Genomic DNA, 13568 nt, shown 5'->3' with positions numbered 1-13568 from the left:
GCCGCCGCGTTGCGCGAACACGGTGGCGCCAAGGTGCGTATGGCCCAGGTCATGGTGCACCTGCCCGGCCTGGTGCAAGCCCGTGCCCTGGTGCGTGGGGTGAAGCGGCAGTGGGCCCAGGTGCGCCCGGGCCTGAACACCGCACGGGGCTGATGCCCAGCCCGGCTCCCGCTCTCCTAGCACTCAGCGCATGACAGAGAAGACTACTCCCCCGCATCCCAGCGAGCCGGCGCTGCCCCCAGCCGGGCCGGACGCGCCTGCCGGACGCCACCTCAGCCGCAAGGTGACCAGCGCGGTTGCCTCCACCAGTGTCTTCCACGGCGCCGGCATGGGCTTTGACCTGCTGCTCACCGCGCTGCTCTCACGCCTGCTCACCCCTGCGGACTACGGCATCGTGGCGGCGGCGATGCTGTTCCTTGCGCTGTGCAATCTGCTGCGCGAGGTGGGCATTGGCGCCACCGTGGTGCAGTTGCAGCAGCTCTCCAAGCGCGACCAGCGTACCGGTATGACGCTGGTGCTGATGAGCGCGGTTCTGTTGTTCGGCGTGGCACAGGCCTGCGCGCGTGCATTCGCAGACTTCATGCACCTGCCTGCGGCCGAGGGCGCGCTGCGCTTTCTCTCGCTCATCATCGTCATCCAGGCTTTTTCCACAGTCGCCGAGGGCCTGCTGCTGCGCCGATTGCAGGTCTCGCGGGTGATGAAGGCCGAGTTGGGCGCGAAGATGCTGGCCTACACGGGCGTCGGCATCGGCCTGGCCCTGGCGGGCGCGGGCTACTGGGCGCTGGTGGGCGCGATGCTGGCCGAGGCACTGCTGCGTGCGGTGGCGCTGATCTGGCTGGCCAAGCCGGAACTTACCCCGCTGCTGGATCGCGAATGCGCGCGCCGACTGCTGGGCACCGGCGGCGGCTTCACCGCCTCGCGGGTGCTGAATTTCATCGCGTTGCGGGCCGACGTGACGATCGTCGGCCGCCATCTGGACGCCGCCAGCCTGGGCCTGTATTCCCGTGCTTACAAGCTGATGAGCATGCCCACCGACCTGTACGCCAAAGTGGCCGATCGCGTGGTCTTCCCCGCCATGGCCCGCGTGCAGGACGAACCGGAGCGGCTGCGCACAGCCTACCTGCGCGGCGTGCAGCTCACGGCGCTGATGGGCCTGCCGCTCACCGCCGCAGTGTTCCTGCTGGCGCCGGACTTGGTGGCGGTGCTGCTGGGCCCGCAGTGGACGGCGGTGGTGCCGGTGTTCTCGGTGCTGGCCATCGGCACCTACTTCCGCCTGGGTGCGCGGGTCAGCGGCTCGCTGCTGAGGGCCAAGGGCGCGGTGCGTGAGCTGGTCATTTCCCAGGCCTTCTATGCGGTGCTGACCATAGGTGGCTCGCTGTACGCGGTGCGCCACGGGCTGGTGGCCGTGGGCATGGCGGTTGGCCTGGCCATCGTGCTGTGGTTCGTGCTGATCACAGTGCAGGCCTGCCGTGCGGTGGGTGTGTCGGTGGGCGCTTTTCTGGCGGCGCATGGCCATGGCCTGCTGCTGGGTGCGGTGTTGGGCGTTGCCCTATGGAGCCTGCGATATGGCCTGCATCGCCTGGAGGTGCCGGCCCCAGCCGTTCTGCTGGCCGCTGGCGCGGCATTGGCTCTGCTGGCCGGCCTGCTGGTGGCTTGGCCGCGCGCCGCCCTGCTGGGGCGGGACGGCGCCACCCTGGCGGGGCAAGTGCAGGGTGCATGCCGCAGACGCCTGTACCGCGCGTTCCACCGCTCCCCACGCGAGGCGACGTGAGCGCATTGGCGTACGACCAACTGCGCGCGGATCTGGCCGAGGACGGCTGGCACGTGCCCGGTGGTCGCTGGGGCTTCTGGCTGCGGTTGGGCAGGGCCTTGCTGACCGGCCGGGGCAGCAAGGGCCTGATGTGCTTGCTGCGCACCCGCGGCTACGTGCGGGGGCGCGGCTGGATGCGTGCCGGCAACTGGCTGGGGCTGCTGATGGAGCGGCGGTATGGCTGCTACATCAGCCCAAGCGCGCGCATCGCGCCCGGGGTCAAGTTTCCGCATCCGGTGGGCATCGTCATCGGTGAAGGCGTGGTGGTCGGCGCACGGGCGGTGATTTACCAGCACGTCACGCTTGGCGGCGGGCGGCGCGGGGACGGCGGGAGTGACCGATATCCCGTGCTGGGCGACGACGTGACCGTGTTCGCGGGCGCTGCCGTCGTGGGAAAGGTGAACGTCGGCGCCCGCACCACCATCGGCGCAAACGCCGTTGTGCTCAGAGACCTGCCCGAGGCCTGCACGGCCGCCGGCGTTCCGGCCCGGGTGTTGCGGCGCTCCTGTACAAGCTGAGTCGATGCTGGCGCGCGGGCGACCGGATCCGCCGCGGTCGCCGGCTCACTTCTTCTGGTAGACCTGGATGTAGTCCACTCCCAGCTCGCTGGTACCACTGGCCTTGGCAACTTCGGAAGAACTCATCGCCAGGTCAACCAGCAGGAACAATGGCTTCTTGGCTTCGACCGGCGTGGGGAAACGGGCCAGTTCCAGGCGGTCGAAGTAGTAGATGATCCAGTCGGGCGTCACCAGCACGCCGTAGGTGTGGTACGCGTTGTCGAACAGATTCACATCGGTACCCCATTGGGAGGCAGTGAGCCCGACGTAGTTGGACAGATAGCGGTGGGTGGTCAGGCGGCCAGCCAACAGCCTCGCCGCCGGCCAGTTGTGAAAGCTCTGGTGGTGACCTTTGGCATCGGAGGCATAGCCCTCGTAGGCATCAATCTCCACCCGGGTCTCGGTCAGCCGGAAGAACTCGTTGGTGGTTTTCAGCCAGAACGCAGGCCAGCTGCCGTAACCGTTGCCGGACTTGGCCCGCGCACGCATCTCGAAGTAGCCATACTGCCAGCTGCGCCCCTGCCCGTTGAGGTTCACCGATGTGAAGACGCCGCTTTGCCAGCCACTTGCACCCTGCTGCATGCGTACGATCATTTCGCCGCTCTGTTGCACGAAAGGTGGGGGTGAGGTGGTGAGCTTGGCTGTTTTTGCCGCGCCGGTCGCGTCTGGATGAACGGGGCTGTACCAGGGGCCTGCGCCGGTCACTTCATCGGTGACGCTGAAGGTGTCGAAAGTGTCCTGGAACACCAATTGATAGTTCACGAGATTCAACGGCTTGCGAAATGACTGCTCCAGTTGCAGAGTGATGTCCGTGGAATCCCAATAGGCCTTCAGCGTCGTCCATTGGTCTGGCGTCGTTTCGGCATAGACCGCCTGGCTATCAGTGACGCTGATCAAGGGGGCGCTGTTGCGGTATGGATGGGTGCTGGGCAACTGCGCCTGCGCACCTTTGCGCCACATGGCCCAGCCGGCCAGTCGCTGCGCATCGGCGAGTGAGAGCTCGTCCTGAAGCACGATCAGGCAGTCCAGTGTCCACTTGGGGCCGTTGTCTCTGTAATCACCGATCAGCCCGGTGGCCGAAGTGCTGCGCGGCAAACAGATGGCGCCCGCGCCGGTTGCGAACTCGGGCGAGCCGTCGATTGAGCTGTATGCCGTGCCACCGACACGGCGCGTGATCGCGCAATGCCATTGGGCCGTGTCATTGCTGATGGTCAAGGGCTGAGAGTAGTAGCCGCGCGGGTCGCGCCATTGCGCGGACAGCGTGCGGGTGGCGCCATCGTTCTTGTAGAGCATGGCCGGTTGCCTGGACGTGGTCGAACCGTCGTAGCCGTTGAAGGCTGCAAAACTGCCATCGGCGCTGGTGCTGCCCGTGAAGTCCACTTTGAAGATCATCAGCACGGCGCGGTGGGCCAGGAAGGCTTGAGCCTGCGCGGGGATCAGCAGTCTTCTGGCGCCGCTCTGGAACAGCACGCCGTCTGATGTGTGTACCGGCTGCCGCGTCGTGTCGCCTTGGCTCGCCAGCATGCCGACGACCCGGTCCTTCCACTGGGAAACCGGTCCGTCCACCAAATCCTCAGCCCGCCAGTCCAGCCATACGCGCTCTCCCAGGGCGGCGGGGGTCCATGCCGCCTGGGCGACATTCGCAACATTCGCGACGTTCCGAGCATTGGCATGTGCCGTACATAGCTCACCAATTCCCCCTAGGCCGAGGCCGCCCAGGGTGGTCAGTACATCACGCCGCCGGTGTTGCCTGCTCGTCATTTCATTCTCCAGAGAAATTCGCCGATGAATTACAACTTTTGAAGGACAACGATCCTCAAAGGATATGGCCAAAAATGGTGCGTACACGCACCAGCATCGTGAAATTCGCGAGTCCGGCCTGTAGGAACTTTAGCTGCCTCAGGCACTCGATCATCTCGATTGAGGAGTCCGTTTTAATGACCTATTCGGCCTTTCAAAAACATGGCCATTGATGATGAGGTTTCGAAACCTGTCGAATGCGTGGCAATGGGTGGGCGGATAAGCGCACTTTGCTGTTGGAAATGCAGCAACTTGCTGTTTGCTAGGCAGTTCCTCGCTCGCATGGGGTTCGGCGTGACCATGGTGAGCCGCGAGCCGGCTCGGGCAGGTGGGTACGCGCCCGTGACCATGGGCATATGGGCATGAGGTCGCGGCTGCGTGCGTTCGCACAAGAAGCGAATGCGCACTGCGCTCGCTGGCCCGAATGTTGCACCATGTAACGCGTTTTGGACTTGCGCTCTGACGCTGGCCACGCCGCAATAAAGACACAGTGAGATTGGGAGCGGTGACTGTCCGTATTTTGAGGCAGACTTTCGATTGGACTGTGGTGTGAATAATAGATATCGTGGCGATATTGACGGCTTGCGAGCCGTCGCAGTATTGGTTGTTCTTCTTTACCATTTGGAGGTGCCAGGTTTCCCGGGCGGGTTCATTGGGGTTGATGTCTTCTTTGTCATTTCCGGCTTCCTGATCACCTCGCTGCTGCTGGCCGAATTGAAGACCGGCGGCATTGCGCTCGGCGCTTTTTATGTGCGCAGAATGCGTCGAATTCTGCCCGCTCTGCTGGTGGTCGTTTTGGCTGTCGTGGCTGCGGGCACGTGCTTGCTTTTCCCTAAAGACTTGCGCGATTTGGGGCGCAGCCTCGCGGGGTTGGCGCTGATGTCTTCGAATCTGTTCTTTTGGCTGGATGCGGGCTATTTCGCGGCCAATGCGCACCACCGGCCTTTGCTGCACACTTGGTCGCTGTCCGTGGAAGAACAGTTTTATTTGCTGTATCCAGCATTGCTTTGGCTGGTTTGCGCGAAGGCCCGCTGGCGACCCTTCTGGATGATTGCGGGGCTCGCGTTGGCGTCATTCGCCGCATGCGTGGTCGCGGCGTACCGCTGGCCTGACGCAGGTTATTTCCTGTTGCCATTCAGAGCTTGGGAACTGTTGGCCGGCGCGCTGGCGGCCACTTCGCGGCGCACTTTGCCGGCCAGGTGGGCGGGGCCCGGTTCGGCCTTGGGTCTCGCGCTGATCCTGTTTTCCGCCTGCCGGTTTTCAGCCGAGACACGCTTTCCCGGATACGCCGCCTTGATGCCGGTGGCCGGTGCGGTGCTCGTGCTGCAGTCCGGGCTGACGGAGGGGATCTGGGTCAGCCGTGTGCTCGCCTCCCGCGTGCCCGTGACGCTGGGCCGCTGGTCCTATTCGCTGTACCTGTGGCACTGGCCTTTGATCGTGTTCTACGAGTTGCATTTTCTGCAGCCGCCGGATGGGCTTGCCAGGGGGTTTCTCGGTGCAGGTGCGCTGGGCCTGGCCGTCTTGTCGTATCGCTTCGTCGAGCAGCCTGCCCGCCATGCGCGGTTGAGCGGCCTCCGGGTTTCGGCGGCCGCCATGACGGGATTGATGCTGGTGTTCGGTGCAGGCTACGGATTGCACTGGAGCAAGGGCTTGCCCGAAAGGTTCGAGGCGCGCGGCGAAACGTTCCCGGGGGAGGCGCTCTATCACCCCGAGACTTGTTTTTTCGTCAGTGGCTTTGTGGCGGGCAACTGGTCTGAGCGGGCATGCACGTTCGGCCAGGCTTCGCCGGCGGCCAAGCGCGTGCTGATCTGGGGAGACAGCTACGCAGCCCACTATGTGCCGGGGTTGGAGGCATTGCGGTTGACGACCTTCCGGTTGACGCAGGTGACCTACGCGGGCTGCGGGCCCTTGATGCCTGCGCCTGTTGGAGACAGGAAGGACTGCGCGGCTTTCAACCAGTTTGCGCTGGCTCGGATTGCCGAGCTGAAGCCTGATCTGGTGCTGATCGGTGCGCGTTGGAACCGCTACCGCGACATGGCCTCGCTCGAGGGCTCCTTGCGGCGTTCGTTGACGGAGCTTGCGCGGCTGGGAATACCGGTGCTGGTGCTGGGCGAGAGCCCGACGTACAGCGCAGAGGTGCCGGTGATCCGGGACATCTTGCGCGTGCGAGGGTTGCCGGACGATTTCTTCCGCCCCGCATCTGACTTCAAGGCTGAGCCGGTCCTTCGTCACACGGCTGCCGCGCGCCTGGCGAGTTGGTTTTCGGTGCGCGACCGGTTGTGCGTGGGCGAGCAGTGCCGGATTGCCGTCAACGGGCAGAGCCTGTATTGGGATGATGGGCATCTGACTGCCGCAGGCAGTGAGCTTGTGGCACGCAGCCTGAGCGAGCGCATCGCCTGTGCCCTGGGCCCGGCTGCCAGTGCTTGCGCGCCTGGCCCTCTCGCTGCGATTCAGCCCGGTTTGCTCGATTGATAGACCCGGATGTAGTCGAGTGTCAGCTCGTAGCTGCCGCTGGCTTTGTCTGCCTGCTGCGGCAGCAGCGCAAGGTCAACAAGTATGAAGAGTGGCTGCTTGGCTTCAATGGGCGTTGGAAAGCGCGCCAGTTCCAGGCCGTCGAAGTAGAAGCGGGTCCACTGCTCATCGAGCATCATGCCGTACAGGTGGTAGGCGTCGTCGAACAGGTCGACGGTGTGTTCGCCCCACCGCGAAGCCTTCAGGCCGGTGTAGTTGCCGACGCTGCGGCGTTTGCTGATGCGTCCTTCCACCAAGCGGGCCGCGGGCCATTGGTGCATGGCTTGGTGGTGCCCTTTGGGGTCTGAGCAATAGCCTTCGTAGAGGTCCAGTTCCAGTCTGGACTCGGTGAGCCTGAAGAACTCGTTGACAGACTTGAGCCAGAACGCTGGCCAGGCGCCGAAGCCATTGCCCCGGCTGACCTTGGCCCTGAACTCGAAATAGCCGAACTTCCAGGCATTGCCATGGCCGTTCAGGTTGACCGAGGTGAAGACGCCCGAACGCCACCCTTTGGGGCCGGACTGCATGCGGATTGTCAGCTCGCTGCCGGACTGCACAAAGGTCGCTGGTTGCTCGGCAACCCGGGCGGTTCTGGCCTTCCCGGTGGCGGCGGGATGCACCGGCGACCACCAGGGCCCGGCCCCGCTGACTTCGTCCGTGATGCTCAGCCGGGTGAAGTGGTCCTCGAACACCAGCCGGTGGCCAGACAGATCCAGTTCGGATCGGTAAGCTTGTTCCAGCGTCTGAGCCGGATTCTTGTGCTCCCAGTAGGCCTTCATGGTCAGCCAGTCGCTGTTGCTGGTCTCTCGAAAGGCGGGCTCCGGCGTGAACTGCGAGAGCTTGGGCGCCGCGTCGGCGTAGCGGTGGTCTGCGGGCAGGGATGTCTGAACACCCTTGCGCCACATGCCCCAGGCGATCAGGCGCTGGGCGTCTGCTTCCGAAAGTTCGTCCTGCAGCACCAGGAGGCAGTCCAGCATCCAGCTCGGGCCCTGGTTGCCGTGGTCGCCGATCAGGCCGGGTGTGCCGGTCACCCCGCGCGGCAGGCACAACATCCCTCCGGCCGAGGTCTGCTCCGGGCCGCCATCGAGCGAGCTGTAAGCCGTGCCGTTGACGCGTCGGGTCAGCACCACGTGCCAACGGGAGGCATCACTGGTCAACGCGTGGTTGCCCGCCCAGTGCCCGCGCGGATCCCGCCACTGTGGCAGCACGGAACGGGTGCTGCCGCTGGCTGCGTAAAACACGCCTGGCTGCCGGGAGGTGGGGGCCTCGTCGTAACCGTTGAACGACACAAAACTGCCGCTTGCGGAGGCAGCGTCCGCGAAATCCGCGCGGAAGATCATCAGCATCGCGCGGTGGGCGATGTACGCCCTGGAGAGTGCGGCAAGCGTCAGCCGCCTTCCGCCGCTTTTGAACAGCACGCCATCCGGGGTGCGCAGCGGTTGCTGGGCAGCGTCGCTTTGGGTGGCTGCCAGCCCGGCCACACGGTCTTTCCATTCGGCCACCGGACCTTCGGCCAGATCTTCCGCCCGCCAGTCCAGCCACACGCGCTCACCCAGCGCTTCCGGCGCCCACAGCGGATCGGCTGCTTTGGCTTGGGCCTGAGCATTTGCCTGTGGACTCTGCACGCCGATCAGCGCGCCCAAGCCTGCTCCGCCCAAGCTGGCAAGCACGTCGCGTCTTCGGTGTCGTGGTTCGCTGATATCCGCCCCGTGGATCTGGAAGTGTGAGCAAACGTGCAGTTGATTGCCTCGGCCTCGGTGTCTGGACAAGCCCAGGCGGTGCCATGGCCCTGCATCTCCTGCCTCTGAGACGAGCAAACGACATGCCATGCGAGGGCGTCCTCATGCTTGCGGATGCAGTTGCGATCAAGGCTTCACCACACGCGGGCTGTGGTCTGGGCGGGTCTGACTCTTGCATGGTTTTCCCGCAGTTCCAGCGGCATGGGTTGTTCAGAGGCCGGCATGTTCGATGTGGTGTGTGAAACCCAACAGCTTTGCCGCTCATGTGTCGCCATTGGTGCACCGGCGCGCGGTCAGGCGCGCTGGCGCAACTCAGACTGTGCCGCCCCGCCGCATTCGCATGCTTGTTGTCTTTTGCATTGCCGCGGTGGGTCTGGTCTCAGGTGAGAAGCCAGTTGGGACGGGGATCAAACCTCGGGCGACGGAAGCATAGAAGGCCTCAGAACGTCTTCAGTTCAGAAGTGCAGTACGAGTCTTTTCCTTTCCAATATTCAACCGAGGATTTCACATGAAACTGAAACCGCTGCTCGCGTCGCTGGCTTTGGCGGGCGCGAGCCTGGCCAGCCAAGCGACAACCTATTCATTGGGCGTCCTGCCAATAGCGCCGGCCAAGCCGGCGATCGCGGGCGCCGTCGTTTCTCCCGGCTCCTTCAGCGACTGGTGGTCGTTCAGCCTGCCCACAAGCACCAGCTTCGCCTCGTTCGCCACCACGTCCATCACCCTGGGTGGAACGCTTTTTGACATCGCCGGCCTGTCGCTGGGCGTCTACACCGCCATCGGCAGTGGCTATGTCACAGGAGGTTCCACCCACCTCAGCAACGTGGGCCTGACGGCTGGCCAGAACTACTACCTGAATGTCACGGGCACTGGCACCGGCTTGTTTGGTGGCAGCTATGCGCTGATCGCTGCAGCAGCGCCGGTACCGGAACCCACGCCCTTGGTGTTGCTGGGCCTGGGCCTGGGGGTGCTCGGATGGGCGGGGCGTCGCAAGTCCGAAGCTGCCAACGGCCAGGCGCAGGACCTGCCGAGCGGCGGCATGACCGCGGATCTCGCCATGGCCTGAAAGCCATCATAAGAGTGCGTTGGGAGAGGGTCGCGCGCCTGTGGGGCGGCCCTCGGTGTTCAGGTGGATCCTGGGCTCATTGGATGGCGGACAACAGCGACAGCGGCCCGCAAGGCGCCGAATGTCGCGGGAGGACATCTCGATGACACGAGTCAGTTTTTCTGTTTTCTTGGGTTGGCACGGAGGACGGTCGACATGATGGACGACCGCAGTGCCACGCGGCTGTTCCTGAACTCGCCGCCGTCGGTTTCGGCGCTGATCGCCGCCGTGCTGGAGCCCGGCATCGCCGCGCTGGGCCTGGTGATTGCGCATGACGTTTTCGCCGAGCCTTTTGACGGCCCGGCCAAGGCTTTGGTGTTGCTGTTGCTGGTGATGATGTTCCCTGGCGTGAATCGCTTCGGGCGGCGGGGCATCGGCGTCGGGCTTGACATCGTGCTGACCTGGAGCGGCATCCTTGCGGTGCTGGCATTGCTGGGCTACGCCACCGACAGCTTGCGCGAATTTGACCGCCGCATGCTGTCGGCCTGGGCCGTGGCGGTGCCGCTGGTGCAGTGGGCCTGCGTGGCTGCGGGCGGGCAGTGGATGCGTCGCCACGCTGCGCAGCCGCAGGCGCAGCGGCCGGCGGTGATCGTCGGTGCCAATGGCATGAGCCTGCGCGTGGCCGACATGCTGTCGCTGCGGCGCGACCAGGGCCGCGAGCTGCTGGGTGTGTTCGATGACCGGGAGCACACCCGCGTGGACCTGCCGCCGCACGTGGCCTTACGCGGCACGCTGGCCGAGTTGCCGGCCTATATCGACGCACATGGCGTGAAAGACGTCTTCATCACGCTGCCGCTGACCTCGCAGCCGCGCATCCTGGGGCTGATGGAGTCGCTGCAGAACACGACGGCGTCGCTTCACTTCGTGCCGGACGTGCACGGTTTCAGCATCATCCAGGGCCGGCTGGAGGACATGGGTGGCGTGCCGGTGGTCGGCCTGCTGGGCTCGCCGTTCACCGGCGTGAATTGGCTGCTCAAGCGCACCAGCGACCTGCTGCTGTCCTCGCTGATCCTGCTGGCGATCTCGCCCATCCTGGTCCTGCTGGCGATCGGCGTGAAGCGCAGTTCGCCGGGGCCTGTGATCTTCAAGCAGCGCCGCACCGGGCTGGACGGCGAGATCATCGAGGTCTACAAATTCCGCTCGATGACCACCGAGGACAACGGCCCGGTGGTCGTTCAGGCCACGCGCGGCGACCCGCGCATCACGCCGTTCGGTGCCTTCATCCGCCGCACATCGCTGGACGAGTTGCCGCAGTTCATCAACGTGCTGCAGGGCCGCATGAGCATCGTCGGGCCGCGGCCTCACGCGGTCGCCCACAACGAGCAGTACCGCAAGATCGTCAAGGCCTACATGGCCCGCCACAAGGTCAAGCCCGGCATCACCGGCTGGGCCCAGGTCAACGGCTTGCGTGGAGAGACCGATACGGTCGAGAAAATGGCACGCCGGGTCGAGTACGACCTGGAATACCTGCGGCACTGGTCGCTGGGTCTGGACCTGAGCATCATCTTCCGCACGGCCAAGATGATGTTTTTTGATCGCGGCGCGTACTGAATGCAGCGGGTTGGCAAGAAGGGGCCTGGTGCGCAGCTGCCACCTGCGCGCTGGGTGGTGGGTGTGCTGATTTGCGGCGCCACTGCGCTGGCGGTTGCGCAGGAGGCTGGCGGCGCGGGCAGTGGGGCGGGGACCGGGGAAGTTGGCAGCGGCAACGGCGTTGCCGACGGCATTGAAGCCAATCCCTACTCGATTTCCATCAGCGAATCGCTGCAGCACGACAGCAACGTGCTGCATGCACCTGCCGGACGGGTCGTGAGCGACATCGTCAGCAACACGGATCTGCGGCTGGGGCTTGACCAGTGGTTGGGGCGGCAGCGCCTGGATGTCAGCGCGGACCTGCAGTACCAGCGATTTCGGGACAGCCAGGCTTTCAACAACCTGAGCCCGATCTTGCGTGCACAGCTGGATTGGTCGACGGCCGAGCGCTGGCAGGGCCAGCTCGGCCTGCTTCACCAGCAGTCGCTCTATCGCAATTTCCTGGGGGAGACCGAAGACGGCAGCAGCGAGTTGCTGAAGAACCTGGAGCGCATTGACGAAGGCTTCTTCCGCGCCAATCTGGGGCTGGTCACGGCCTGGACCGTGGAAGGCGCCTTGACTGCATTCCAGCGCCGCTATTCCGCTGATGCCTCCGCCAGCAGCGAACTGGACAGGCGTGCTGTCGAACTGGGGGTGCGATATCGGCCCCACCCGGACTTCAGCTTCCGGACCTTGCTGCGCTACACCGATGGGCGATATCCCCACGGCGAAGCCGATGGGGAGGCCGACAGGTACGACAGGCGCGACCTGGAGGCCTCGCTGCAGTTGCGCCCCAGCGGAGCCAGTTCGCTGGTCCTGCGGCTGGCACACTCCAACGAGCATCATCACCAGGGCGAACTGCAGCGAGCGCAGCTGTGGTCGGGCTCGCTCAGTTGGAAGTGGCAGCCCACCGGCAAGCTGAGCTTCGACACCCAGGTTCTGCGCGACAGCGACACCGGCAATCTGCCGCTCAGCGAGGGGCAGGCCAGCCGAGACGTTCAACTCGGCACCGAGTTCTCCATCGCCTCCCGCTGGCAGGCGTCGGAAAAGCTGCAGTTCTCGTTGAACTATCAACAGAGCCTGCGCGATTTGCAACGTGGTCAGGGCACGCCGGATGCGCTGAGCGCCAAGGACAGGCAGCGCCGCATCACCTTGAAGGTGGATTGGCGGCCCAGTCGCGGCTTGGCGTTGGGTTGCCAGGCCACCCCGGAACGTCGCCAAACCTCTGGCAGCGCGGAGTTGACCACGCCTTACGACGCCACTGTGGTGGGCTGTTACGGCCGTTTCGTCTGGCAGTGAAGTGCAACCGTGAAAACCCGTAAACGGGCGTGGATCTTGCTCAGGGTTATCCCGTGCGCTGATCTCTCTGTTGCGGGATCGGGCGCCTCTCCGGGTGCAGTTTGGGTCCGGCCCTTTCTTTGCGGAGGAAACATGAACAAATCAATCGTCGCTTCTGTGCTCGCGGCTTCCGTCCTGGGGCTGGGTTCCGCGGGTGCCACGGCCCAAAACCTGCCGAACGCCAGTTTCGAAAGCCTGGTCCTGGGTGATGGCGTGGGCCGCACCGCGCCCGATGCAAGCAGCCTGGTCATGGTGACCCATGGCAACGTGTCGCGCCAGAGTTTCGGCACTGTGGCCGGCAGCGGCCTTGTCGCCACCGGCACGGTGCCGAAAGTCTCGTTCATGGCTGGCACGCCGCTGTTGAATGACAGCTTGCGCAGCAGCATGGGTTCCCGGCTGCTGGTCGACGGCCTGCAGTTCGCCGCCAAGGTGCCCGAGCCTTCGGGCTCGGCCATGGTGCTGGCAGGCCTGGGTGCGCTGGGCCTGATGTTCCGCCGCCGTCGCCTGCAAGGCTGACGACTCCCGTCGTCGAACGATCCATGTGACCCGCGGCGCTGCGGGTCTTCAGGGCCAGTTCGGCAGCGGATGCTGCTCAAACCAGGTCACCAGGAAATCCACCGCCGCCCGCGTACGGGCCGAAAGATGCTCGCGCGTCGGGTACAGCGCCATCACGTCGGCCGGCGGCAGTTGCCAGTCGGGCAGCATCGCCCGCAGCCGGCCTGAACGCAGGTAAGGCGCGGCGTCCCACACCGAGCGCAGCAGCGCGCCGTGGCCGTCCAGCGCCCATTGCAAGGCGGTGTCGCCGTCGTTGGTCGACATGCGGCCACGCACCTTCACGCTTTCCTGCCGGGGCGCTGTTCGGCTGCCCTGGCCATCGCCGCGTGGCGTGAACTGCCAGGTGTTGAACGCCTCCTCGTTCTCGCGCAGCAGGATGCACGGCCAGCGAGCCAGGTCCGCCGGCCGGCCGGGCTCGCCCAGCGTGCGCAGCAGCTTTGGCGAGGCGCACAGCACCCGGTGATTCGCGGCGATCCGGCGTGCGCTGAGGCGCGCATCCGGCAAGGGCCCGATCTGCAGCGCCAGGTCCAGGCCCTGTTCGACCAGGTTCACCTGGCGGTCGCTCAACGTAAGTTGCAGTTCGACCT

10 protein-coding genes are annotated in these 13568 nt (G+C 65.1%); 7 read left to right on the top strand and 3 right to left on the bottom strand.

Annotated features, from left to right (window positions below; genetic code table 11):
• Positions 1-190 precede the first annotated feature (190 nt).
• Together FKP22_RS07620 and FKP22_RS07615 are read left to right on the top strand one after the other, a co-directional pair.
• A complete protein-coding gene (locus FKP22_RS07620; RefSeq protein WP_141286739.1) occupies positions 191-1771 on the top strand; it encodes a lipopolysaccharide biosynthesis protein in 1581 nt (526 codons plus the stop codon).
• On the top strand, positions 1768-2328 hold the full coding sequence (locus FKP22_RS07615; RefSeq protein ID WP_170200800.1) for a serine O-acetyltransferase: 561 nt from the start codon (positions 1768-1770) through the stop codon (positions 2326-2328). Before FKP22_RS07620 ends, FKP22_RS07615 begins: the two co-directional genes overlap by 4 nt.
• A 45-nt stretch (positions 2329-2373) precedes the next feature.
• Here the strand turns inward: FKP22_RS07615 and FKP22_RS07610 are convergent, their stop codons facing one another.
• Complete coding sequence (locus FKP22_RS07610; protein WP_141286735.1) at positions 2374-4128, bottom strand: glycoside hydrolase family 16 protein; 1755 nt, start codon at positions 4126-4128, stop codon at positions 2374-2376.
• A gap of 588 nt (positions 4129-4716) precedes the next feature.
• On the opposite strand from FKP22_RS07610, the gene FKP22_RS07605 reads away from it, so the two are divergent.
• A complete protein-coding gene (locus FKP22_RS07605; protein WP_170200799.1) occupies positions 4717-6639 on the top strand; it encodes an acyltransferase family protein in 1923 nt (640 codons plus the stop codon).
• Here FKP22_RS07605 and FKP22_RS07600 read toward each other — a convergent pair.
• Positions 6618-8348, bottom strand: a complete 1731-nt coding sequence (locus FKP22_RS07600; protein WP_170200798.1) for a LamG domain-containing protein — start codon at positions 8346-8348, stop codon at positions 6618-6620. The genes FKP22_RS07605 and FKP22_RS07600 overlap by 22 nt on opposite strands.
• Before the next feature lie 577 nt (positions 8349-8925).
• On the opposite strand from FKP22_RS07600, the gene FKP22_RS07595 reads away from it, so the two are divergent.
• From FKP22_RS07595 to FKP22_RS07580, 4 genes are all read left to right on the top strand, one after another.
• Positions 8926-9480, top strand: a complete 555-nt coding sequence (locus FKP22_RS07595; RefSeq protein WP_141286729.1) for an FxDxF family PEP-CTERM protein — start codon at positions 8926-8928, stop codon at positions 9478-9480.
• 195 nt (positions 9481-9675) lie between these two features.
• Positions 9676-11070 carry an undecaprenyl-phosphate glucose phosphotransferase gene (locus FKP22_RS07590; protein WP_141286727.1) on the top strand — a complete coding sequence of 465 codons (1395 nt, stop codon included), beginning with the start codon at positions 9676-9678 and terminating at the stop codon, positions 11068-11070.
• A complete protein-coding gene (locus FKP22_RS07585; protein WP_141286725.1) occupies positions 11071-12387 on the top strand; it encodes a porin family protein in 1317 nt (438 codons plus the stop codon).
• A gap of 132 nt (positions 12388-12519) precedes the next feature.
• Complete coding sequence (locus tag FKP22_RS07580) at positions 12520-12942, top strand: PEP-CTERM sorting domain-containing protein (protein ID WP_141286723.1); 423 nt, start codon at positions 12520-12522, stop codon at positions 12940-12942.
• Between the two features lie 48 nt (positions 12943-12990).
• Here the strand turns inward: FKP22_RS07580 and FKP22_RS07575 are convergent.
• Positions 12991-13568, bottom strand: a 578-nt coding sequence (locus FKP22_RS07575; RefSeq protein ID WP_233446821.1) for a LysR substrate-binding domain-containing protein, incomplete at its 5' end; no start/stop codon positions are given.

The sequence above is a fragment of the Ideonella azotifigens genome (assembly GCF_006519715.1).
GTDB classification, from domain to species: Bacteria; Pseudomonadota; Gammaproteobacteria; order Burkholderiales; family Burkholderiaceae_C; genus Ideonella; species Ideonella azotifigens.
The sequence above is the reverse complement of the archived record's forward strand: the minus strand, read 5'-3'. Positions and strand labels throughout refer to the sequence as shown.

Bases quoted from the DNA above. Each gene is read 5' to 3' on its own strand.
- FKP22_RS07620 (WP_141286739.1), top strand. From the start codon at position 191: ATGACAGAGAAGACTACTCCCCCGCATCCCAGCGAGCCGGCGCTGCCC.
- FKP22_RS07610 (WP_141286735.1), bottom strand. From the start codon at position 4,128: ATGACGAGCAGGCAACACCGGCGGCGTGATGTACTGACCACCCTGGGC.
- FKP22_RS07595 (WP_141286729.1), top strand. From the start codon at position 8,926: ATGAAACTGAAACCGCTGCTCGCGTCGCTGGCTTTGGCGGGCGCGAGC.
- FKP22_RS07590 (WP_141286727.1), top strand. From the start codon at position 9,676: ATGATGGACGACCGCAGTGCCACGCGGCTGTTCCTGAACTCGCCGCCG.
- FKP22_RS07585 (WP_141286725.1), top strand. From the start codon at position 11,071: ATGCAGCGGGTTGGCAAGAAGGGGCCTGGTGCGCAGCTGCCACCTGCG.
- FKP22_RS07580 (WP_141286723.1), top strand. From the start codon at position 12,520: ATGAACAAATCAATCGTCGCTTCTGTGCTCGCGGCTTCCGTCCTGGGG.